A 20,532-nucleotide genomic window follows, 5' to 3' on the forward strand; every position below is an offset into this window, starting at 1 on the left:
CCTTTCGGTAAGCCGTTTTTAGTACTTGGTGGCTACACAGGGACTTGAACCCCGGACCCCAGCATTATGAATGCTATGCTCTAACCAACTGAGCTATGTAGCCAAGTGGCGCGCATTATTCGCGTAGAACGGGAATGCGTCAAGAGGTTTTGTTAAGTTTTTTCTACGCTTTCAACTGTTTAACGAAAAACAGGCTGATTGGCGACGAGCGGCGGGGGGCTCTTCAGGCTGCGATTCTCGTGCTGTCGCGCCCATCAAGCGTCAATCGCGTTGGGCAGATATCCCTTTCGCCCAACGGTGTTGCTGTGGCGAGACTTACGGCAACGGGTTGCGCGTCACGCGTTTGAGCTGTTCGCGCGCTCGCGACAAACGTGAGCGTACCGTGCCGATGGGGATGTCCAACGCATCGGCGGTGTCCTGATAGCTACCATCGGTCTCGAGCGAAGCGTAAAGCGTTTTGCGCATTTCTATCGGCAGGTGGTCGATGGCGTTCAGGGTCTTTTCAAGCCGTCGGTTGACTTCAAACTCCCAGTCCAGGCTGTTGTGTTCTTCCTGGCCATGCCACAACGATTCATCGAACTCGCAATGCACCGGTTTGGCATACATGCGCCTGAAGTGGTTGCGGATCAAATTCTGCGCAATTCCGCACATCCAGGTGCTGAGTGTGGCCTGCCCGCTGAAACGCTCTCTGTTGCGCCATGCTTCCAGGTAAGTCAATTGCAGGAGATCGTCCGCATCTTCAGGGTTGAGCACGCGTTTATGAATGAAGCGTCGCAGTTTTTTTTGCTGGTCGTCCGTCAGCTGGACCATGAACTGAGGCGAATTGCCGACGAGGTGAACTAGATCGCCAATAGGTATTTTCATGTTGTTTTTCCTCCGGGAAGGCTCGATCGAAATGGTTTCGATAGGGACCCCTTTTGCACCGGCTGTGCCAAATGGGAAAAACACACAACTTATTGATTTATATAGATATATATTTTCTGTTGGGGATTTTTTGTGCCGTAACTTGCAAAGAAGACGATCTGGGTGTGCGGGTATTTTCATACCCCTCGCCGTGAAATGTTTTGATGGAACTGAACCGCAGCGGCTTGCCACATAGGGACACAAACTTCCCATTCTGGCCCGCCCATGAAAGTCGAATCCTTCAACGATGTGCAGCAGATCCAACCTGCGGACAAACCCAGTGTGAGCACTGTCGATGTGCCAATCCGTTCGCAGGGCTTAGATGACATCGCGCAGATTTTCAACGAAGAAGTGGCACTCAACGCACAGGCCCTGGGCCGGCGATCCATTGGCACAAAAGTTTCGCCTGTCGCAGAATTCGTGCAGCTCTATGAACAACTGGGTCACCCCGGCCTGGCCACGCTGGAAACCGTTGTTCGTCGGCTTCGGTTCGAGTTGCTGCGCAAGCCCACTGTCGAAAAATTGGTGAGCCATGCCGGGGGTGACCCCGCGCGTGCCTTCGTGGTGCTTCAATTCATCGCCCTCGAAGCGCAAAACAATGGGCTGACAGTAGAAGAGGGCCTGGCGCGCGGGGCCTTAAAAGCGCTGAGGCAGGATTTCGGCGGGCACATCCAGGCAGGCCTGAATATCGCCTTGGCATTGAAGGAGGCCAGCGCTGACCCGCAGGAGCGTCAGGACGTGCGTGCGCTTTATTACGCCTCCGTGGTCGTTCGCCAATCCTTGGCGTTGATGCTGCAGACGCTGTTGAAGATGTACGGCTTAACGGCGTTTTCCAAAGGCGTCGATCTGATGACGCAGGCGCTGAACGGCGATATCGCGGCGCACACCCAGTCGGTGCCCACGGAAAAATTGCACCTGCTGCTTAAGGGGTTGGCGCAGTGTCGTCAATTGCGCTCGGTGCTGGGCAACTGTGATGCGTTGATCCGGCGCCTGAACGTCAATCTGGAGGCGGTGGATTTATTGCAGCGTTTTCTGGGTTATGCCAGTACCGGTATCGATGCGGCCGAGGTGCAAAGGCTGGCCAGTGAGTTTGGGGGGACGCTGCTTGCCGCTCGTCTGCGCTCGCTTAATGAATTGGCCACGGAAGTAAAAAGTCTGCCCAAGGCCTGGTGGCTTGATGCGCAATCCCAGGCTTCTGCCGTGAAAGCGTTCAAGGACGTCATGGTTGAGTGGGCGCGCGAAGAGCGCGGCCATCAGACGTTTTCCGGCGAAACGAGGACGTCCGGGTGACACTGCTGTCATCGGTCAATGGCGTGCTGCTCAAGGTGGCGCGGCGTGCCGAAGTGCTCGGCGCGGTGGTGGTCCTGGCCATCGTGTTTATCTTTATCGTGCCGCTGCCCACATGGCTGGTGGACATTCTGATCGCGTTGAACATCTGTATTTCCTGCTTGTTGATCGTACTGGCGCTGTACTTGCCGGGGCCGTTGGCGTTCTCGTCGTTTCCATCGATCCTGCTGTTGACCACCATGTTTCGCCTGGCCCTGTCGATTGCCACCACACGCTTGATTCTGCTGGAGCAGGACGCGGGCGATATTGTGGAAGCGTTCGGTAATTTCGTGGTGGGCGGCAACCTGGCGGTGGGGCTCGTGATCTTCATGATCCTGACCATCGTCAACTTCCTGGTGATCACCAAAGGTTCGGAGCGGGTCGCCGAAGTGGCTGCCCGCTTCAGTCTGGATGCGATGCCGGGCAAGCAGATGTCGATCGACAGTGACCTGCGCGCCGGGTTGATCGATGGTATGCAGGCTCGCGACAAACGTGAGCAGTTGTCCCGCGAAAGCCAGCTGTTCGGGGCCATGGACGGGGCCATGAAGTTCGTCAAGGGCGATGCCGTTGCCGGCCTGATCATCGTGGTCATCAACCTGCTGGGAGGCTTTTCTACCGGCATGTTCCAGCACGGGATGAGCGCGGGCGAGTCGATGGCGCTGTATTCGGTACTGACGATCGGCGACGGCCTGATCGCACAGATTCCCGCGCTGTTGATCTCCCTGACGGCCGGCATGATCATTACCCGAGTGGCGCCGGACGGGCGCAAGGGCGTCACCAACATGGGCGCCGAAATTGCCCGGCAGATGACCAGCGAACCCAAGAGCTGGATGATCGCGTCGGTGGGCATGTTGGCCTTCGCCACGCTTCCCGGCATGCCTACCGTGGTGTTCATTCTGATTTCGCTGATGACCGGCTCCCTGGGGTACTACCTCATGCGCCAGCGTCAGCGCGAGGACTCCCCGGCGGCATCGGACGAAAAAGCGGTCCGTCCGGAAGAGAACGGCAGTGAAGACCTGCGTGGCTTCGACCCGTCACGGCCGTATCTGCTGCAATTCAATAGCCAGATGTACGGGGCCCCCGAGGTCATCGACATCGTGCAAAAAATTCGTCAGGCCCGAAATGCGCTGGTCGCCAATATCGGGCTGACGCTACCCCCGTTCGAAGCCGAGTTCAGTGAGACGCTGGCCGTCGACGAGATGCGCTTTTGCGTGCATGAAGTTCCGACCGTGACGGCGACCCTCAGCGACCGTGTTGCGGTTGAATACGCCTCCTTGGCGCAGCCCCCGGACAGGGGCGATAGAGGCCTGGCCGAGCGGGACGAGGCGGACTGGCTGTGGCTCGACCCTGATGATCCATTGCTCAATGACCCCCAGATTGAGCGTTTCAGCGCCCAGAGCCTGATCATCGAACGGATGAAGCGGGCGATGTTGCTTAGCGGACCGCGGTTTCTCGGCATCCAGGAATGCAAGTCGATCCTCAGTTGGCTTGAACACAACCAGCCGGAGCTGGTGCAGGAGCTGCAGCGCATCATGCCGCTTTCGCGCTTTTCGTCGGTGCTGCAGCGCCTGGCGAGTGAGGGTGTGCCATTGCGCGCCGTACGTTTGATCGTCGAGTCATTGATCGAGTACGGCCAGCATGAGCGTGAACCGGATGCCCTGGCCGATTACGCACGGATCGCCCTCAAGTCGCAGATTTTTCACCAGTACAGCGAAGCCGATGGCCTGCATGCGTGGCTGCTGTCGCCACAGACCGAGAACATCCTGCGCGAAGCGTTGCGCCAAACCCAGAGCGGGGTGTTTTTCGCCCTCGATAACGACAGCAGTGCTGCCTTGGTCGGGCTGCTCAACCAGGCCTTTGTGCTAAGACCGAAAACCAAGAGCGTGCTGTTGGTTGCCCAAGATCTGCGCAGCCCGTTACGGGCGCTTTTGCTGGACGAGTTCAACCATGTGCCGGTGATGTCTTTTGCCGAGCTGGGGAGCAACTCCAAGGTCAAGGTATTGGGCCGTTTCGACCTGGGCCAGGACGAACCAATGCGTGGGGCGGCGGCATGAGCGCGTTATTTTTATCCGGATCGAGGGTCGCCCCATGATGTTCGAGCTGCGGGTGCTGGATGGTATGCATCAAGGCGCCGCGCTGCCGTTGTTTGGTGAGCAGTGGGGCGTGGGTGCCAATTCGGACGCTGATCTTCTGTTGAACGATCCCGGGGTTGCCGAGCATCACGCACGTTTGCGCTTGGCCGATGGCCAGTGGTCGGTGCAGGCCGAGGCGGGGCTGCTTGAAAACAGCGATGGGCAAGTGCTGGCGCAGATCGGCGAGCTTGCGCTGAACACGGTCTTTTTGATCGGCCCCGTTCGCTTGTGCGTCAGCCCTGCCGATCAGCCCTGGCCACAGGCACCCGCGCCTGCACCTGCGGCGCCTGAGCCTGTGGAGCAGGCGCCGCTCGCGTTGAAACTGTCAGCAATTCCATCGTCCCAACAAAAGCGTTTGCTTAGCCTGGTACTTGCGTTCGCCGTGCTCATTGCGGCAGCCGGCATCATCTTTAGTGGCGAGCGCAAGGCCCAGGCATCGTTGATGCCGGTAGTGGTTCAGAAGCCCGAACTGGGCTCGCCCTTTGAGGTGCGCCAGCAATTGCTGAAGATGCTCAGCGAGCGGGAACTGACTTCACGGGTCAGCTTGCAAGTCATCAATGGGCAGATTTCCCTGAGCGGTGATGTTTCCCAGGAAGAGGCGGACTTGGTCGCGCGCATGCTCGACCGCTTTGCCGGGCAGTTCGAAACCGCTGTGCCAGTGATCAGCCGCGTACGCACGCGTGACGGAGCACTGCCGTTCAAGATCGTGCAGATCATCAGCGGACCGAACGGCCACGTTGTGCTGGAAGAGGGCACCCGGTTATTTGTGGGCGACGAAGTCAATGGCCTGCGTCTGGTGCTGATCGATAACAGCAAGGTGGTGTTCGACGGTGTGCAGCGCTATGAGGTGCGTTGGTGAGCGGCGCATGGCAAGAGCGTCTCGAGGCTTGGCAACGCAGTCAGTCGGCGGCATTGGACAGCTTTGCGCCGGTCACGATGCGCGGTCGCATACAGCGCGTCAACGGCATGCTGATGCAGTGTCGGCTGCCCCAGGCGCGCATCGGCGACCTGTGCCAGGTTGAAAAGCAACCGGGCGATTACATGCTCGCCGAAATCATTGGCTTCGATCAGCAGGATGCGGTGCTCAGTGCCCTGGGGAATCTGGAAGGCGTGAGTGTGGGCGCCAGCGTGGAGCGTCTTGGTGTGCCGCACAGGGTACGGGTGGGTGATGACCTGCTGGGCCAAGTGCTGGACGGTTTCGGCCGGCCGATTGCCGGCAACGGTCCCAGTGCGTTCGCCGAAGCGGATACGCCCGACGCCACCCCGGTGTTGTGCGAGGCGCCGTTACCCACGGAGCGGCCGCGCATCAACCGCGCATTGGCCACGGGGGTGCGTTCGATCGACGGCCTGATGACGCTGGGGGAAGGCCAGCGCGTCGGGCTGTTCGCGGGGGCAGGCTGTGGCAAGACCACCTTGTTGGCCGAGATCGCCCGTAACGTGGACTGCGATGTGATCGTGTTCGGTTTGATCGGCGAACGGGGCCGAGAGTTGCGCGAGTTTCTTGACCATGAATTGGATGACCAACTGCGGGCCAAGGCGGTGCTGGTGTGCTCCACCTCTGACCGTTCCAGCATGGAGCGCGCCCGCGCCGCCTTCACCGCGACGGCGCTCGCCGAAGGTTTCCGGCGCAAGGGCCAGCGGGTGCTTTTGTTGATCGATTCCTTGACGCGTTTTGCGCGAGCCCAGCGTGAAATCGGCCTGGCTGCCGGCGAGCCGCTGGGGCGGGGCGGTCTGCCGCCTTCGGTGTACAGCCTGTTGCCGCGCTTGGTGGAACGGGCGGGGTTGACGCGTGACGGTGTGATCACGGCCATCTACACGGTGTTGATCGAGCAGGACTCGATGAATGACCCGGTGGCCGACGAAGTTCGCTCGCTGCTGGACGGCCATATCGTGCTGTCACGCAAGTTGGCCGAGCGCGGCCATTATCCGGCCGTGGACGTGCTGGCCAGCCTGTCGCGGATTTTGACCAATGTCTGCGAGCCCAGGCATATCCAGGCCGGTACGGCTTTGCGACGCCTGTTGTCGGCCTACCAGCAGATCGAGCTGATGCTCAAGCTGGGTGAGTACCAGGCAGGCAATGATGCCCTGACTGACATGGCGGTAAGCAGCCGCCAGGCGGTGGATAGCTTCCTGCGCCAAGATTTGCGTGAGCCTTCTGCGATCGACACGACGATGGACCAACTGACGGAGCTGACTGCCTATGTCCCATTCTGAAACGTTGCCCGGTGAGATCGAAACCCTGCGGCGCTTGCGTCGGTACCGGGCCGATCGTGCCGAACGTGCGCTGCGCGAGGCCAAACGATCACAGCAGGCATTGGTGGCGCACATCCAGCAGGCCCAAGACCTGCTGGAGAAAACCCGTCAGGAAGAGCAGCGCCAATGTGCACAACTGTTGAGCGAGCACCAGGGGCAGGTTGTGAGCGTTCAGGCGCTGAAGTCGTGGAATCGCAAGGAACAAAGCCTGTCTGCCGGTACCCGGCGTGAAGAAGGCCAGGTACAACAACTGCAAGGGCAGCAGGAACAGCGTGAGGTGGAGGTAGGTATCGCGCAGAAGCACGTCACCCAGTGCCTTCGCCAAGTAGAAAAACTGCAGGAATTGGCCAATTTACTCACGCAGGAACCGCTATGAACGCTATTTCAGCCAACACGCCTGAACGCCAACGCCGACGCGACCCTCGCGAGGACCGTGTCCACGAGGTGGGCGCCCCAGTGCCTTGGGAGCAACGGCAGCTCTTTAGCCAATTGTTCGGTGATGACGAACAGGATTCGGGCCGTAGCGCGTCACAGCCCGGAACCCGGGCCGGCGGCGATCTCGCCATGGTCGAGGCGTTGTCGGAGCAGTTGATACCTCGGCTGCAAAGCGGCTCGACGTGGCCGCTGACAGTGGCCATGTACTTGCCACGCCTGGGGCGGATCAATGCCCGTATTCGTCGAGAAGGGGCGGGGTGGAATATCGAGCTTGAAGCGCAGCAGGAAGCAACAGCACGCTGGCTCTACGGCGTACGGCACCAATGTGAGCACAGGCTCGCCGCGAGCCTGGCGTTACCGGTGGCGCTGTGCGTGGCGAATTCGGCGCCGGCATGATGTTGCCCTCTCTGGCCTTGCGCACTGTGAGGGCTGATGCAGTGGCTGCCCGGCGACGGCTGGGGCGTGGGTTGCGCATGCCGTTCCAGGTGGCCGAACAGCGCGGTGAATTACGCCTGGAGCCTGGCACTGAGCCGGTTGGCGCTCAGTCGCTGTGCTTTGAAACCACCAGTGGGGTATTGGCGTTCAGCGAACCGGGGCCGCAATTGAGCTTGATGGGTGAGTGCCCGGTGACGTTGGCCCAGGCCGGCAACGATCCGGACTCCTGGTTCTGGGCATTGTTTCAGCACTACTTGAGCCCGCAGATACGTGACCTGTTCGGCTATATGCGGCTGCTGGAGACGGATCGCCCCGAGGGGTTCGGTTGCCGGCTCAGCGTGTCCCTGGGTGCCTCACGGGTCATGGGCTACCTGTGGCTGAGCGCTGGAAGCTTCCTCGCGTTGTGCGAGGCCGCCCCCTGGCGCTCTGTCGCTGCACCGCTGCCGGGGCAGTTTCAACTGGCGATTGCCGTCACCCTGGGACGCATGCGGCTGACCATTGCACAGGTACGCGGCCTGCGCGCCGGTGATGTGCTGGTCCCCGAGCTCGCGCTGTTCCAGGCGCAGGGCAGCGGTTATGTGCAGGTTGGCAGGCATCGGCTGCGGGGCAGTATTGACGATGAAAACGGGACTCTGTGCCTGACCCTTTCTTCTATCGAGGACACGTCTGTGGACGAGAATTTTGCGGCGCACGCCTACTCCGAGGATGCGCAGGATGAACCTGTGGTGGATATCTTTGGCCACGAGCCATTCGATGAGTTGAGCATGGCGCTGAATGTTCGCTGCGGCACACTCAACCTCACGCTGGGCGAGTTGCGCAATCTGGGGCCTGGTTCCGTGCTGGGCGTTACCGGCTACGCACCTGGCCTGGCAGGCCTGTATTACGGCGATCGGCCGATTGGGCAGGGCCAGTTGGTGGAAGTCGACGGCCGCCTGGGCTTGCAGTTGTCCCGCGTGCTATTCGGCCGATGATACTCCAAGGGCTGGATCCCCTCGTTCTCGCACTGTTTCTCGCCACGCTGACGCTGATGCCGATGCTGTTAATCATCTGCACATCGTTTTTGAAGATCGTGATTGTGCTGATGATTACCCGTAATGCCATCGGCGTGCAGCAGGTGCCGCCGAGCATGGCGATTAACGGCATCGCATTGGCTGCGACACTGTTTATCATGGCGCCGGTGGGCTACCAGATCGCAGAAAGCCTCAAGATTTCTCCGCTGGACACGAGCAATGTGCAGACGGTGCTGCAGACAGGCGCAGAGGCCATCAAGCCGTTGCGTGCATTCATGCTGCGCAATCTCGACCCCGACGTGCTCACCCACCTGTTGGAGAATACCCACCGCCTCTGGCCCGCGCAGATGGCGCAGGAGGTGCAGCGTGAGGACCTGATCCTGCTGATTCCCGCCTATGTATTGTCGCAACTGCAGGCGGGGTTCGAGATCGGGTTTCTGATCTACATCCCCTTTATCGTGATTGACCTGATTGTCTCCAACCTCTTATTGGCGCTGGGCATGCAAATGGTTTCACCCATGACCATTTCCCTGCCGCTCAAATTGCTGCTGTTTGTAATGGTGTCCGGCTGGTCGCGGCTGCTCGACAGCCTGTTCCTTTCTTATCTCTGAGCTGAATATGGAACCGATCGTACTGTTCAAACAGGGCATGTTGCTGGTGGTGGTGTTGACCGCCCCGCCGCTGATCGTAGCGGTGGTGGTGGGCGTACTGACCTCGTTGATTCAGGCGCTGATGCAGGTGCAGGACCAGACCCTGCCGTTTGGTGTCAAGCTGGTGGCGGTGGGTGTCACGCTGATCATGACTGGGCGCTGGATCGGCGTTGAGTTGATCCAACTGATCAACCTGACGTTCGACATGATCGGCCGTTCGGCCCTTAACTGAGGGCACGCCGGTGCTGCATTATTTCGAGTTGCTGCCAAGCCTGGTGATCGGCATGGCGCGCATTTACCCCTGTGCCTTTCTGGTCGCTGCATTCTGTTTTCAACATATTCGTGGCATGCCCCGGCACACGATCGTGATGGTCATGGCATTGATCCCCGCGCCGGGTATCCATGCAGCGTTGGAGGGGCTGGATTACTCGGGCCTCATGCTCGCCGCATTGGCGCTCAAGGAGTTGGCCCTTGGGGTAGTGCTGGGCGTGTTGCTGTCGATGCCGTTCTGGATGTTCGAGTCGGTGGGCGCGCTGCTGGATAACCAGCGAGGCGCGTTGGCCGGGGGCCAGCTCAACCCGTCGCTGGGCCCGGACGCAACGCCCATCGGGCATATGCTCAAGCAGTTGGCGATTTTTCTGTTGATGGTCACCCTGGGGCTTGGCGCACTGACCCAGGTGATCTGGGACAGCTACCTGATCTGGCCACCGACGGTGTGGTTCCCGTTGCCGGGGCCCAACGGATTCGGTGTATTTATCGCGCTGCTCGGGGATACGTTCACCCACATGATGCTCTACGCCGCGCCCTTTATCGCCGTGCTGCTGTTGCTGGAGTTCGGCATCGCGCTGCTGGGTGTTTACAGTCAGCAGTTGCAGGTGAGCACACTGGCTCCGCCACTCAAGAGCCTCGCAGGTATCGGTGTCCTCTTGCTGTATTTTGCGTTATTGCAGGATCTGATCGTCGGGCGTATGAGTTTGCTGGGTGACCTCAAGCATTCCCTTGGGCTGCTGTTCAAGGTGGCGATGCCATGAGCGACTCGGGAGAGAAAAAACACCCCGCCTCCGCTAAAAAGCTGCGTGACCAGCGTAAGAAAGGCCAAGTCTCCCAGAGCCAGGATGTAGGCAAGTTGCTGGCGCTGACCGCCATCGGCGAAATCGCGCTGTATACCGCACAAAGCAGTTTGCAACGTTTCGAACAATTGATGGTGTTACCGATTTCACGCATGAATCAGCCCTTCGTGCGGGCGCTGGAAGAAGTGCTGTTCGATGGGGTGGTGGTGTTTCTATCGTTCGCCTTATTGATGGTTGGAGTGGCGATTGCCACGAAGCTGATCAGCAGTTGGTTGCAAGTCGGGTTTCTGTTCGCCCCGGAAGCGCTCAAGCTCGATTTCAATCGGGTCAATCCCATGAGCCAACTCAAGCAAATGTTCTCCGCCCAGTCGGTGATGAACCTGCTGATGAGCGTGGCCAAAGCGTTTCTCCTGGGCTTGATCGTGTATCTGGTGGTCTGGCCCTCTCTGGGCACGCTGATTAACCTGGCCAACAGCGATCTGCAAAGCTACCTGCTGGCGCTGATTGCGCTGTTCCGCTATCTGCTCCATGCCTGCCTCGGATTGCTGTTGGTGTTGGCATTGACCGACCTGACCCTGCAAAAGTACTTCTTCGCCAAGCGCATGCGCATGACCCAGGTCGAAGTGGTCAAGGAATACAAGGACATGGAGGGTGACCCGCACGTCAAGGGGCAGCGCCGCTCGTTGGCATACCAGTTGGCGCAGGAGGAACCCAAGGTCAAGTTGCCCAAGCTGGAAGAGTCGGACATGTTGGTCGTCAACCCGACCCACTTTGCCGTCGCCCTGTATTACCGTCGCGGCAAGACGCCATTGCCGCAGTTGGTGGCCAAGGGCACGGATGCGCAGGCGCGCAAACTGATCGATCGCGCCAAGGCAGCTGATGTTCCGGTCATTCAATGCGTATGGCTGGCCCGCACGATTTACGAGAAAAAGCTCGGAGCGCCGATTCCTCGAGAGACGTTGCAGGCCGTGGCGTTGATCTACCGTACCTTGCGTGAGCTGGACGATGAAGCCAAGCGTGAAACCCTCACGTTGCCAGAGCTGGAGCGGCGCTGATCAGCGTGTCACTGAGAGGTCCAGCGCTTGCAGGTTGGCCAGGGACAGCATCCGGCTGAGGATGTTGTCCAGTGCCTGGCGCTGGGTGGGCAGGGCGTGCCAGATAACCAGTGCGCCCTGTTTGTCCAGATAGATATAGCAGCCGTCAAACGCCAACGCCTGTTCAAAACGACGCTCCAGTACCCGTTCCAATTGCCCAGCTTGCAGGGCCATGCTCGCGATTTGCAATGCAACGCCCTTGCGGGCGCCGGCATCGCAGGAGCCGAACGTGATCCCCTGACACAACTGCTGGTGAGCGGACGCACCGCTCACCAGGTTGTCGATGAGCATCTGGCGTTTCAGATAAGCGTCTGACGCTGCCTCCATGCTCATCGCTCCAGCGAGATCGTTTGGTAGTCTGAGCGTTCGCCGGCGGGGCCGGGTTCGACGCGCATCTGGGGCGGCCACCAGACCACCATCTTGTCCTTGCTCGATTGCGGGCGTGAGCAGGAGTCGCCTTTGCAGGTAGGCGTGCAACCGGTGGCAAGCAATACGATGCCCAGCAGTGTGGCGTGCAACAGTTTGTGGTTCATGGTGAGGTTGTCCGGGTTGGGGTGAGCAGGGAAGGGCGTGGCTCGCTCAGATGTTCATCCTTGATGACCGGACGCATGGCGATAAACACTTCAGCTTCTTCACCAGGCTTGAGCCAGGCACGCGGCCAGACGGTGACTGCCAGCGTTTGCGAATTGCTGCATTCCTTCTCATCGATGCGCACATTGCGCTTGAACTGATTGCGCAGCACCACCACCGCCACGTTGTAGTGCGGGCCTGCATACCATTGGCTGCGCTCGGTATTCAGCGCCAGCAAGTCGCGGGTGCTGCACAACGTGTTCAGTCCCAGGGGCATTGGCTCGGCCTTGAACGCCTTGGGCACTTCGCCACTGACCAGGTGCGCCAGGGTGCTGGTGATATCGCTGCGATTAATCACCGGCTGATGGGGGGCGTAGCGCCGTGCCAATGGCTTGAGCGCAGCTTGCAGTTCGGCCTGATCGTCCTGAGGCAAATAGCGCGAAGGATCCGACTGATCGCCGATCACCCGTGGGGTCAGGATAAACAGCCGCTCACGCCGGTTATTCTGCCGTTCGGTCGAGGAGAACAGCGCCTTGCCCAGTAACGGTATGTTCCCCAGCACGGGGACCTTGTTTTGTTTGTCGGTGCTTTCGGTGACGTGGAACCCACCCACCACCAGCGAGCGCTTTTCCGCCATCACGGCTTGGGTGCTGACCTTGCCCCGGCGTACATCCGGGCCGATACGTTCTGGGTTGGATTCGTCAAAATTACCGTCTTCGATGTCTATCGCCAGATGAATCTGATGGCCGCCCCGGCTGGTGATCACCCGGGGAACCACCTGAAAACTGGTACCCACGGTAATGGGAAGGATCGTTGCGTTTTCAGTGCCAGCGGTCAGGTACTGAGTGCGGTTGAAATCGATGATTGCCGGTTGGTTTTCCAGGGTCAGCACCGAGGGATTGGAGACCATGGTTGCCAGCCCGCGGGATTCCAGCGCGCGGATATCGGCGTAAAAGCGATCAAGACGTCCGATCGATAATTGTGAAGCGGTACCCGGCGCCATATTGACGCCGCCACGGAAGCGACTGTTCTGAAAGCCCCACTTGATACCGAATTCATTTAATTGCGTGCGCTCGATGTCGAGGATGATTGCATCGATTTCCACCAGCTTGCGAGCGACATCCAGTTGACTGATCAACTCGCGATACATCGCTTGCCGCTCCGGCAAGTCATAAATCAGGATGGCGTTGTTACGCACATCCGCCTCGACGCGGATCCGGCTGGTGCCCACTGGCGCCCGAGGCGTAATCGACATTCCGGCATCCGTAGATGCCGGTGGGCTGAGCAGTTGCCCCAGCAGCGGGTTACCCAGGCGCGGGAAGCTGGGTGTGACCGGCGCGGGCTGGGACTGGGACGCGGAGCGTTGCGCCAGGCCGGAAAGCGTCGACGCGGAGCGCGGCTCCAACAGCCCGCGCAGCATGCTGGCGACGCCAGGGATGACGATCTTTTCGCTGCGGTACTCTATTTGACGGTCTGCGGCATTGGCGAACTTCAGCGGGAACGTCAGCACGCTCTGTTTTTCATCCGCAGAGCGCCGCTGGCTGCTGAATTGCTTGATCTGTTCGATATAGCTCTTGGGGCCGGAAACCAGAACGATACCGTCTTCGGGCAACTCACCCCAGCCGAATCGGCTATCGAGCAACCCGATATCAGTGAGCGCCTGCTTAAGGTCGGAAACCGTCTCCGAAGAGACTTCCAGGCGTGCGGACTCCTGTTGATCCAGGGTGCTGACGAATAAGGTGTTGTTGTAGAGATACCACTGGAAGCGGTGCTCTACGCCCAGTCTGTCCAGCAGTGACTGCGGCGTGTTCGCTCGAATCTTGCCGTTGACATCGCCCTCCAGCAGGCCTTCGATTTGCAGTTGCGTGCCAAAGGTCTGGGCAAAATCCTCAAGCACTTCCCGTAGAGGCTTGTGTTCGGCTTCATAGGCGTAGGCCGTGTTTTTCCATTCAGAGGGAATAGCGGCCAGCGAGTTTTCTACTGGAGCAAACAGGCAAAAGCAGGAGCATGCTGTACCAGGATGTACGTCTGCTTGGAGCACCCGGCGAATCCTGGCGCAAACTGTGGCATTTGTGGTTCTTGTTATACATAGCGAGTTCTCTGGTTAATACGGCAGTGACCGTAGCGAGCTGGGTCTGAGAGGCTGGGCAGGGCGGGCCAGGCGCGTGAACGTGGCACGCCATATGTCGCGTTGGTTGAGCAGGGTTTCTAGGCACGCGAACATGTGGGCCTCTGCTGTTCCATCCCGCAGGGTCTGGATGAGCCAAAGTTCGCCACTGTCCGCTTTTCGAACCAACGCGCCCTGGAAAAGACTCAAGCTGGCGGCGCCCAGGCGCAGCCAACTTAGTGGTGTCGTGTTATCTGAAGGTCTCGACGTCAGCTGAGCCGCCACCAGAATAAAGGCGTCTTGGCGCTTCAGAGTGATCTCGTCGTCGCCTTCCACTAACGTGAGTTGTGGCTCGCGACGGTTTAACCAGTCACGGATGAGCGCTTCCATTTTATTGAAAACTTTCGATAGCTGTTTTCAGAGACTGATGCTCAATCCGCAGGTTTTCAGTAAAGAGCGCGTTGGTCACAGTCATCTGCTTCATTAAGTTATAGAAGAACTCGGCATCTTGTTCACCCTGCATGTCTTCGATAGGAAATGAGTCATAATTTTTATACGCAGAGTCGGCATTTTTTAATGCTTGAGAAGAGAGCGACTTAGGTGTGCTCATACTTATTCCTCTAATTAGCGTTGCTCAGATGGTTATTCGTCAGGCCGTGCTGTTGACCGAGGGTGGTTAAAACAGAGTCGTATGTAATTAGACGTCTGGAGCCATCGCTTCGCCGCGTTTAAAAAAGGCAGTGAGCATGGAGTTCCAGCTGATACGAAAATCTCCCTCATCTGTTTTCAATACCAGCGTTTGGGGCGCTGTTGTCTCGTCAGCGTGAAGTTTCCAAACAGCGGCTTTCTGATAGGCAAGGTGTTGTTTTATCTCGTTCATATCATGGGGGTGGCAGAGCAGGGTTGCGCTGACCTCTGGAACTTGGAGTGTCATTAATTGGTTAAGAAGGGCGACCAGCCTGGCGGGCGCTACCGTCTCATCAAGCAGACGACGAATAGCCTCATTGGTAATTGCACTGGCATATTGTTCGAGCTTGTCGCACATGGCTTGACGGTCACGCTCCCATCGCTTGAGTTGCGCATCGGCGCGTTGCCAGACTTCCACAGACGCGTTCTCGCGCAGCGCTTCGCATTTTTTTTCCGTCAGGCTCAGCAGTTGTTCAGCCTGTTCATTGGCGTCCTTCAACAGCAGTTCTGCCTGCTTCCAATTGGCAAGCTCCTCTCGAGGAATCACGCTGCGTGGGACCCCGGGCGCGTTTTTGAATAGCTCAATGGTACGTCGGCATAGCATGACTTATCTCCTTACCCGTTCAAGCCATGGGCTATCGTTTCACCAGGCAGTGACATGACGCGCCAGACCACCGCCTGCCACAGCGTATCCAAACGGCTGCTCGCGTTTTCAAGGCACAGCTGCCTCTTTTCAACTTCACTCGCGCGTTCACGGGCGAAGCGCAACCTGATGCGCTGCCAGATAATGGGATCGAGCCAGCTATGCAGAAGTCGCAACGGATCGTCCTCGGGTGACAGCATGGCAGGGGGCAGCGCCTTGGAGAGACGTATGCACCACAGGTGGTGCGTGTCGCTCAAGGAGGGGCAGGCCTCAGGGTTGAAGGTGTCGTGAATCAGCGTCAACGCCAGGTCGAGTTGTTCATTTGAAGAGAGTGCCAGGTGCAACACGGTGGGTTGGGGAGCCGGGGGTAAACAGGCTGCCACACCTGTCAGGTCGCCCGGCACCCGACGTCCACGCTGATAAAGCGCTTCAATCGTGGCGTACTGGTTACCCCTCCAGTCTTCATGGGCATATTTCCAGGGAAATGCCCACCAGTGAGCCCAGGCCAGGTGCTCACGCATTGAGAGTTCGGCGCTAAGCGTCATGAGCCGTACCGCTCAATTCGCTGACTACCGTTGGTTTAGGCACAAAACGCTGACGTCTACGGTATAAAAACACCGTGACGCCCATAGCGGCCATCACACCTAGCAGGAAAATGGTTACGCTGTTTCGCCATAAACCGAGGTCCTCATCGGGTACCAGGAACGGGCCAAAATACACCAGGCGTTGTTGTTCCTGATAAGCCGCGGCGGGTACGAATATCACGGTCAGTTTTTGCGGATTGTCGATGGCTGTGGCCATGCCTGGGATGCTGCTTGCCACCATTCGGCGAACGCGCGCGGTGATGTTATCGGGATCAAGCCGTGGATCATGTTTTATGAATACTGAGGCGGAAGCGGGTTGGACCGGCTCACCGGGCGCGATGCGTTCCGGCAATACCACGTGAACCCGGGCAACGATGACACCGTCAATATTGGACAGCGTGGCCTCAAGTTCTTGCGACAACGCATAGATGTAGCGCGCTCGCTCTTCCAGGGGCGTGGAAATGACACCCTCTTTACGAAACGTATCGCCCAGCGTGGTTCTGGCCACTTTGGGCAGGCCGGCTGCCTCCAACGTGCGCACTGCGCGACCGATGTCGCTGGCGTTTATCGTCACGACGACGCCATCTTTAGCGGGGACCTTTTGGGCGCGAATATGCTTGTCTGCCAATTCTGCGATGACCTCATTAGCTTCTTGTTCTGAGAGTTGGCGATGAAGTTCGACACGGTCGCTGCACCCGTTCAACAGGAGTGCAACCACCAAGAGCAATGCAATAGGCAGGAGATTCGTCATGATCACTATTGCAGGTTGGATATTTTTTCGATGCCTTGAGTTGTCTTGGCAAGGCATTTGACTAACAGCTGGGACGTCAGCTGAATATTGGATAATATACTTGGAAATTTCCTGAATTTTTCTATATCAAGCTCTTGGTTGGTTGACTTCAGTAAAGTCGCCATGCGTTTTTTCGAGTCTTTCAAGGGGGCGACAGCTTCTGCCAGTACGGGAGAACTATACGCTTCGCCAGCGAACGTACTCGTCGTGAAGGCGGGGTCTAGCATTGATGTAAAGAAACAGGCGTCTCCCTGACACGTCGACGGGGCTCGTGTGATGCCGGCGGAATCGAAACCTGCATCTTCTTCGGAGAGCTTGCGGGTTATTTGCATGAGATGCCCATTGAGTTAACGGCTATATATTGGTTTTGAAGGGAGTCGCCACAACCACCCTTTGTATCGAGAGGGTTACCTCTCGGGCTGATAGGCCGGAGAGGTAAGTCGTTCTTATTGGAAACCTTTAGCAGCTTGGTTGATACCCGATATCAATTTAGCTTCAAGTTGCTTCTTGGTGGTGTAATCGTTGATTTGTTCTCCTTTTTCGAAGTTGTCTTCTGCCTGGCCGGCGCCGCTTGCGCCAGAGCCTGTAGGGTTTTGAGCGTTGTAGTAGCCGTATTGTGGGGAAGAATTATTGACTGGACCCATAACATTACTCCATGTGTCAGTTTTAATGGAAAATTGCGCCAGCGTGAAATTGAAAGGTGTTCAGGTTTCCTTACAAATTACCGCTGGCACTGAATGTGTGGCATGTAAGTGCAGGGCGTTCCATATGACACTGAATTACAGGTTTCTAAATATTTCCATGGCAGCAAAGGTGCGCGGAATGTCATCGACTTTCTCCGAGCGCTATTTCCAGCTGTTTCATCCGGTAGTACAGCGTACGCTTGGCAACCCCCAGTTCAACCGCCACCCTGTCTACGCAGTGCTGATGACGGCGCAACGACTCTTCAATCAAGGCTTTTTCAATTTGCTGCATGCGCGCCTTCAGGTGGGTCTGGGTATCAGCCCCCTCGTTTATGGGGGGTGAAAGCGGCGGCAAACCCAGGACGAAACGTTTTGCTGTCGACCGCAGCTCGCGGACGTTTCCCCGCCAAGGGTGGCACAGCAGTTGTTGCAGCAGGGCTCCCGAAGGCACAGGTGCAGTGCATTCGAAGTGCTCCGCTTCCTGCTGGATCATCTTCAGGAACAAAGGGATGACGCGTTCACGTTGATCTCGCAACGCCGGAAGTTGGATGTTGACCACATTCAGGCGGAAATACAGGTCGCGCCTGAAAGCGCCTTGATCGACCATTTCACATAGCGAGTGCTGGGCAGACGCGATGACACGCATGTCCACCGGGATAAATCGCGTCGAGCCCAGCCGCTCCACTCCACGCGACTCCAGCACGCGCAGCAGTTTGGCCTGCAGGTTCAAGGGCATGCTGTCGATCTCGTCCAGGTACAGTGTGCCCATGTGCGCGGCTTCGACAGAACCTGCCCGTGATTGAATCGCTCCCGTATAGGCCCCGCTGTTAACGCCGAACAATTGGCTTTCCGCCAGGCTTTCGGGGATGGCTGCGCAGTTCAAGGCGACGAAGTTGCCTCGTCGTCCCGACAGGCGATGAATCCGTTGCGCCAAGGTATCCTTGCCGGTGCCGGTTTCTCCGAGCAGCAAAATATCAATGTTGAGGGCGGCAGTGCCGCTCAACATATGTTCAATATCCGGGTCTTCAACAAGTGAAATAGCCGTTTCATTGTCCATGGGGTCGAAGGCCGACATTGAATGATTACTCCCTTATCAGATTGCTTCACTGCTGACAGTACGGCGCGCAGGCTTAGTTCAGTTAACCGAAGTCTATAGGGATCGTCGCGTGGTTAATTGCTGAAGTGGCGTAGGATAAGTTCTGTTGTGTTTGTCCTGAAGTGTATTCAGTAAACAAAACTGTTTTGCAGTAAGAGTTTTCTGAGTGTGTACGGGATTAAGTTGAGAGCGTACTAAAAAAGTGGGCAAACAGACGTCCACAAAAAAGCCGATGCAATGCATCGGCTTTTTATTGACTGCGAAAGATATCGCTGGTGATGTTTACACGTTGAAACGGAAGTGCATCACATCACCATCCTTGACGATGTATTCCTTACCCTCAAGACGCCATTTACCTGCTTCTTTTGCACCCGCTTCGCCCTTGTACTGGATGAAGTCGTTGTAGGCGATCACTTCAGCGCGGATAAAGCCTTTTTCGAAGTCGGTGTGGATCACGCCGGCGGCCTGTGGCGCGGTGGCGCCGACCTTGACGGTCCAGGCACGGACTTCTTCGACACCGGCGGTGAAGTAGGTCTGCAGGTGCAGCATTTCGTAGCCGGCGCGGATCACGCGGTTCAGACCAGGCTCTTCCAGGCCCAGGGCCTCGAGGAACATGTCTTTTTCTTCGCCGTCATCCAGCTCTGCGATTTCCGCTTCAATCTTGTTGCACACCGGGACCACGATCGCGCCTTCTTCGTCGGCGATGGCCTTGACCACGTCCAGCAGCGGGTTGTTCTCGAAGCCGTCTTCAGCGACGTTGGCGATGTACATCACAGGCTTGGTGGTGAGCAGGTGGAAACCCTTGATCACGGCTTTTTCGTCGGTGCTCATGCTCTTCATCAGGCTACGCGCCGGCTTGCCTTCGGTGAAGTGAGCGATCAACTGCTCCAGCAGGCCTTTCTGGACCACTGCATCCTTGTCACCGCCCTTGGCGTTGCGCGCGACTTTCTGCAGTTGTTTCTCGCAGCTGTCGAGGTCGGCGAAGATCAGTTCCAGGTCGATGATCTCGATGTCACGCTTGGGGTCAACGCTGTTGGAGACGTGAATCACGTTCTCGTCTTCAAAGCAGCGGACCACGTGGGCGATGGCATCGGTCTCACGGATGTTGGCCAGGAACTTGTTGCCCAGGCCTTCACCTTTCGAGGCGCCCGCTACCAGGCCGGCGATGTCGACGAATTCCATGGTGGTCGGCAGGATGCGCTTGGGATTGACGATGGCCGCCAATGCAGCCAGGCGTGGGTCGGGCATAGCCACGATGCCGCTGTTGGGCTCGATGGTACAGAAGGGGAAGTTCTCCGCTGCAATACCGGACTTGGTCAGGGCGTTGAACAGGGTGGATTTGCCGACGTTGGGCAGGCCGACGATGCCGCAATTGAATCCCATGGTGTTTCCCCTCGGTAAAAGTCAGGCCTTCTGGCTGTGCAGGTTTTTCATCGCACGGTTCCATTCACCTGCGAAGATATCCGGCAGCACGCCGAGGGCAAAGTCGATGCTGGCATCGAGTTTTTCCTGTTCGGCGAGTGGCGCACGACCCAGGACGAAATTTGAAACCATACTGGCAACGCCTGGGTGGCCAATGCCGAGCCGCAGACGGTAGAAATTATTCTGATTCCCCAACTGCGCGATGATGTCGCGCAGGCCATTGTGCCCGCCATGCCCGCCGCCCAGCTTGAGCTTGGCAACGCCGGGTGGCAGGTCCAGTTCGTCATGGGCCACCAGGATTTCCTCGGGTTTGATCCGGAAGAACCCCGCAAGCGCCGCGACAGCCTGGCCGCTGCGGTTCATGTAGGTGGTGGGAATCAGCAGACGAACATCCTGACCCTGGTGCGAGAAGCGCCCGGTCAGGCCAAAATATTTGCGATCGGCCACAAGATTGATGCCTTGGGCGTGGGCGATGCGCTCAACAAAAAGGGCCCCCGCGTTATGCCGGGTCTGTTCGTATTCGGCGCCTGGATTTCCCAGGCCAACGATCAGTTTAATGGCGGTCACGACAGGGGCCCTTCCTTTGGAGTTGTGGATAACATCGCCGCAGCCAACGTGCGGCGAAAGTGGACGACAGGAGCT

General features: G+C 58.1%; 24 protein-coding genes, 1 tRNA gene and 1 pseudogene. 11 read left to right on the forward strand and 15 right to left on the reverse strand.

Translation table 11 applies throughout. The features are described from left to right. Positions 1 to 26 precede the first annotated feature (26 nt). Together C4J90_RS03575 and C4J90_RS03580 are read right to left on the reverse strand one after the other, a co-directional pair. Positions 27 to 103 (reverse strand) — tRNA-Met (locus C4J90_RS03575). 212 nt (positions 104 to 315) lie between these two features. Beyond that, positions 316 to 864: an RNA polymerase sigma factor gene (locus C4J90_RS03580; RefSeq protein WP_124361172.1), complete on the reverse strand. Its 549-nt coding sequence runs from the start codon at positions 862 to 864 to the stop codon at positions 316 to 318. 264 nt (positions 865 to 1,128) lie between these two features. On the opposite strand from C4J90_RS03580, the gene C4J90_RS03585 reads away from it, so the two are divergent. From C4J90_RS03585 to sctU, 11 genes are read left to right on the forward strand one after another with little or no spacing between them, the layout of a single operon-like run. Next, a complete protein-coding gene (locus tag C4J90_RS03585; protein ID WP_124419240.1) occupies positions 1,129 to 2,193 on the forward strand; it encodes an HrpJ domain-containing protein in 1,065 nt (354 codons plus the stop codon). Next, positions 2,190 to 4,283: a type III secretion system export apparatus subunit SctV gene (sctV, locus tag C4J90_RS03590; protein WP_124413781.1), complete on the forward strand. Its 2,094-nt coding sequence runs from the start codon at positions 2,190 to 2,192 to the stop codon at positions 4,281 to 4,283. Before C4J90_RS03585 ends, sctV begins: the two co-directional genes overlap by 4 nt. 37 nt (positions 4,284 to 4,320) lie before the next feature. Continuing rightward, positions 4,321 to 5,220, forward strand: a complete 900-nt coding sequence (locus C4J90_RS03595) for an FHA domain-containing protein (protein WP_164488032.1) — start codon at positions 4,321 to 4,323, stop codon at positions 5,218 to 5,220. Then, entirely contained in the window at positions 5,217 to 6,575 is a 1,359-nt protein-coding gene (locus C4J90_RS03600) for a FliI/YscN family ATPase (RefSeq protein WP_124403009.1), read from the forward strand. The genes C4J90_RS03595 and C4J90_RS03600 overlap by 4 nt, the downstream gene beginning before the upstream one ends. After that, complete coding sequence (locus C4J90_RS03605) at positions 6,562 to 6,990, forward strand: YscO family type III secretion system apparatus protein (protein ID WP_124413782.1); 429 nt, start codon at positions 6,562 to 6,564, stop codon at positions 6,988 to 6,990. Before C4J90_RS03600 ends, C4J90_RS03605 begins: the two co-directional genes overlap by 14 nt. Then, on the forward strand, positions 6,987 to 7,445 hold the full coding sequence (locus C4J90_RS03610; protein WP_124413783.1) for a type III secretion system HrpP C-terminal domain-containing protein: 459 nt from the start codon (positions 6,987 to 6,989) through the stop codon (positions 7,443 to 7,445). Before C4J90_RS03605 ends, C4J90_RS03610 begins: the two co-directional genes overlap by 4 nt. Further along, the gene (locus C4J90_RS03615) at positions 7,442 to 8,455 is read left to right on the forward strand and encodes a FliM/FliN family flagellar motor switch protein (RefSeq protein ID WP_124361179.1); all 1,014 of its coding nucleotides are present in this window, start codon (positions 7,442 to 7,444) and stop codon (positions 8,453 to 8,455) included. The genes C4J90_RS03610 and C4J90_RS03615 overlap by 4 nt, the downstream gene beginning before the upstream one ends. Beyond that, on the forward strand, positions 8,452 to 9,105 hold the full coding sequence (gene sctR / locus C4J90_RS03620; protein ID WP_124419242.1) for a type III secretion system export apparatus subunit SctR: 654 nt from the start codon (positions 8,452 to 8,454) through the stop codon (positions 9,103 to 9,105). The genes C4J90_RS03615 and sctR overlap by 4 nt, the downstream gene beginning before the upstream one ends. A 7-nt stretch (positions 9,106 to 9,112) precedes the next feature. Further along, entirely contained in the window at positions 9,113 to 9,376 is a 264-nt protein-coding gene (gene sctS, locus C4J90_RS03625) for a type III secretion system export apparatus subunit SctS (protein ID WP_124361181.1), read from the forward strand. 10 nt (positions 9,377 to 9,386) lie between these two features. After that, positions 9,387 to 10,175 carry a type III secretion system export apparatus subunit SctT gene (sctT, locus tag C4J90_RS03630; protein WP_124361182.1) on the forward strand — a complete coding sequence of 263 codons (789 nt, stop codon included), beginning with the start codon at positions 9,387 to 9,389 and terminating at the stop codon, positions 10,173 to 10,175. Beyond that, the gene (gene sctU, locus C4J90_RS03635) at positions 10,172 to 11,269 is read left to right on the forward strand and encodes a type III secretion system export apparatus subunit SctU (protein WP_124413785.1); all 1,098 of its coding nucleotides are present in this window, start codon (positions 10,172 to 10,174) and stop codon (positions 11,267 to 11,269) included. The genes sctT and sctU overlap by 4 nt, the downstream gene beginning before the upstream one ends. Here sctU and C4J90_RS03640 read toward each other — a convergent pair whose 3' ends face one another. From C4J90_RS03640 to pth, 13 genes and pseudogenes are all read right to left on the reverse strand, one after another. After that, positions 11,270 to 11,635, reverse strand: a complete 366-nt coding sequence (locus C4J90_RS03640) for a transcriptional regulator (protein ID WP_256658910.1) — start codon at positions 11,633 to 11,635, stop codon at positions 11,270 to 11,272. It abuts the gene before it with no gap. A gap of 2 nt (positions 11,636 to 11,637) precedes the next feature. Then, complete coding sequence (hrpT, locus tag C4J90_RS03645; protein ID WP_124361185.1) at positions 11,638 to 11,841, reverse strand: HrpT family type III secretion system protein; 204 nt, start codon at positions 11,839 to 11,841, stop codon at positions 11,638 to 11,640. Beyond that, a pseudogene (sctC, locus tag C4J90_RS03650) lies at positions 11,838 to 13,968 on the reverse strand (type III secretion system outer membrane ring subunit SctC). The gene hrpT and the pseudogene sctC overlap by 4 nt, the downstream one beginning before the upstream one ends. A gap of 14 nt (positions 13,969 to 13,982) precedes the next feature. Next, positions 13,983 to 14,375, reverse strand: coding sequence for a type III secretion protein (locus C4J90_RS03655; RefSeq protein ID WP_124419244.1), 393 nt, complete (start codon positions 14,373 to 14,375; stop codon positions 13,983 to 13,985). A 1-nt stretch (position 14,376) separates the two neighbouring features. Beyond that, positions 14,377 to 14,595 (reverse strand): type III secretion protein, encoded by a 219-nt coding sequence (locus C4J90_RS03660; protein WP_124361188.1) that lies wholly within the window; start codon positions 14,593 to 14,595, stop codon positions 14,377 to 14,379. Positions 14,596 to 14,682: 87 nt separating this feature from the next. Then, entirely contained in the window at positions 14,683 to 15,276 is a 594-nt protein-coding gene (sctL, locus tag C4J90_RS03665) for a type III secretion system stator protein SctL (RefSeq protein ID WP_124419245.1), read from the reverse strand. Positions 15,277 to 15,287: 11 nt separating this feature from the next. Further along, positions 15,288 to 15,860 (reverse strand): type III secretion protein, encoded by a 573-nt coding sequence (locus C4J90_RS03670; RefSeq protein ID WP_256658911.1) that lies wholly within the window; start codon positions 15,858 to 15,860, stop codon positions 15,288 to 15,290. Then, positions 15,850 to 16,650, reverse strand: coding sequence for a type III secretion system inner membrane ring lipoprotein SctJ (gene sctJ, locus C4J90_RS03675; RefSeq protein WP_124361190.1), 801 nt, complete (start codon positions 16,648 to 16,650; stop codon positions 15,850 to 15,852). Before sctJ ends, C4J90_RS03670 begins: the two co-directional genes overlap by 11 nt. Positions 16,651 to 16,655: 5 nt before the next feature. Next, positions 16,656 to 17,021: an EscI/YscI/HrpB family type III secretion system inner rod protein gene (locus C4J90_RS27000; RefSeq protein WP_256658912.1), complete on the reverse strand. Its 366-nt coding sequence runs from the start codon at positions 17,019 to 17,021 to the stop codon at positions 16,656 to 16,658. Positions 17,022 to 17,135: 114 nt separating this feature from the next. Next, positions 17,136 to 17,333, reverse strand: a complete 198-nt coding sequence (locus C4J90_RS03685; RefSeq protein ID WP_124361191.1) for a hypothetical protein — start codon at positions 17,331 to 17,333, stop codon at positions 17,136 to 17,138. A gap of 181 nt (positions 17,334 to 17,514) precedes the next feature. Further along, positions 17,515 to 18,447 carry a sigma 54-interacting transcriptional regulator gene (locus tag C4J90_RS03690; protein ID WP_124361192.1) on the reverse strand — a complete coding sequence of 311 codons (933 nt, stop codon included), beginning with the start codon at positions 18,445 to 18,447 and terminating at the stop codon, positions 17,515 to 17,517. A gap of 303 nt (positions 18,448 to 18,750) precedes the next feature. After that, positions 18,751 to 19,851, reverse strand: a complete 1,101-nt coding sequence (gene ychF / locus C4J90_RS03695) for a redox-regulated ATPase YchF (protein WP_124361193.1) — start codon at positions 19,849 to 19,851, stop codon at positions 18,751 to 18,753. A 21-nt stretch (positions 19,852 to 19,872) separates the two neighbouring features. Beyond that, a complete protein-coding gene (pth, locus tag C4J90_RS03700) occupies positions 19,873 to 20,457 on the reverse strand; it encodes an aminoacyl-tRNA hydrolase (protein ID WP_124419246.1) in 585 nt (194 codons plus the stop codon). Positions 20,458 to 20,532 lie beyond the last annotated feature (75 nt).

Source organism: Pseudomonas sp. R2-60-08W (assembly GCF_003852335.1).
Taxonomy (GTDB): domain Bacteria; phylum Pseudomonadota; class Gammaproteobacteria; order Pseudomonadales; family Pseudomonadaceae; genus Aquipseudomonas.

Excerpts from the sequence above, each read along its gene's own strand:
- C4J90_RS03580 (WP_124361172.1), bottom strand. The coding sequence starts at position 864 with ATGAAAATACCTATTGGCGATCTAGTTCACCTCGTCGGCAATTCGCCT.
- C4J90_RS03585 (WP_124419240.1), top strand. The coding sequence starts at position 1,129 with ATGAAAGTCGAATCCTTCAACGATGTGCAGCAGATCCAACCTGCGGAC.
- C4J90_RS03595 (WP_164488032.1), top strand. The coding sequence starts at position 4,321 with ATGTTCGAGCTGCGGGTGCTGGATGGTATGCATCAAGGCGCCGCGCTG.
- C4J90_RS03605 (WP_124413782.1), top strand. The coding sequence starts at position 6,562 with ATGTCCCATTCTGAAACGTTGCCCGGTGAGATCGAAACCCTGCGGCGC.
- C4J90_RS03610 (WP_124413783.1), top strand. The coding sequence starts at position 6,987 with ATGAACGCTATTTCAGCCAACACGCCTGAACGCCAACGCCGACGCGAC.
- C4J90_RS03615 (WP_124361179.1), top strand. The coding sequence starts at position 7,442 with ATGATGTTGCCCTCTCTGGCCTTGCGCACTGTGAGGGCTGATGCAGTG.
- sctR (WP_124419242.1), top strand. The coding sequence starts at position 8,452 with ATGATACTCCAAGGGCTGGATCCCCTCGTTCTCGCACTGTTTCTCGCC.
- sctS (WP_124361181.1), top strand. The coding sequence starts at position 9,113 with ATGGAACCGATCGTACTGTTCAAACAGGGCATGTTGCTGGTGGTGGTG.
- sctU (WP_124413785.1), top strand. The coding sequence starts at position 10,172 with ATGAGCGACTCGGGAGAGAAAAAACACCCCGCCTCCGCTAAAAAGCTG.
- C4J90_RS03640 (WP_256658910.1), bottom strand. The coding sequence starts at position 11,635 with ATGGAGGCAGCGTCAGACGCTTATCTGAAACGCCAGATGCTCATCGAC.
- hrpT (WP_124361185.1), bottom strand. The coding sequence starts at position 11,841 with ATGAACCACAAACTGTTGCACGCCACACTGCTGGGCATCGTATTGCTT.
- C4J90_RS03655 (WP_124419244.1), bottom strand. The coding sequence starts at position 14,375 with ATGGAAGCGCTCATCCGTGACTGGTTAAACCGTCGCGAGCCACAACTC.
- C4J90_RS03660 (WP_124361188.1), bottom strand. The coding sequence starts at position 14,595 with ATGAGCACACCTAAGTCGCTCTCTTCTCAAGCATTAAAAAATGCCGAC.
- sctL (WP_124419245.1), bottom strand. The coding sequence starts at position 15,276 with ATGCTATGCCGACGTACCATTGAGCTATTCAAAAACGCGCCCGGGGTC.
- C4J90_RS03670 (WP_256658911.1), bottom strand. The coding sequence starts at position 15,860 with ATGACGCTTAGCGCCGAACTCTCAATGCGTGAGCACCTGGCCTGGGCT.
- sctJ (WP_124361190.1), bottom strand. The coding sequence starts at position 16,650 with ATGACGAATCTCCTGCCTATTGCATTGCTCTTGGTGGTTGCACTCCTG.
- C4J90_RS27000 (WP_256658912.1), bottom strand. The coding sequence starts at position 17,021 with ATGCAAATAACCCGCAAGCTCTCCGAAGAAGATGCAGGTTTCGATTCC.
- C4J90_RS03685 (WP_124361191.1), bottom strand. The coding sequence starts at position 17,333 with ATGGGTCCAGTCAATAATTCTTCCCCACAATACGGCTACTACAACGCT.
- C4J90_RS03690 (WP_124361192.1), bottom strand. The coding sequence starts at position 18,447 with ATGTCGGCCTTCGACCCCATGGACAATGAAACGGCTATTTCACTTGTT.
- ychF (WP_124361193.1), bottom strand. The coding sequence starts at position 19,851 with ATGGGATTCAATTGCGGCATCGTCGGCCTGCCCAACGTCGGCAAATCC.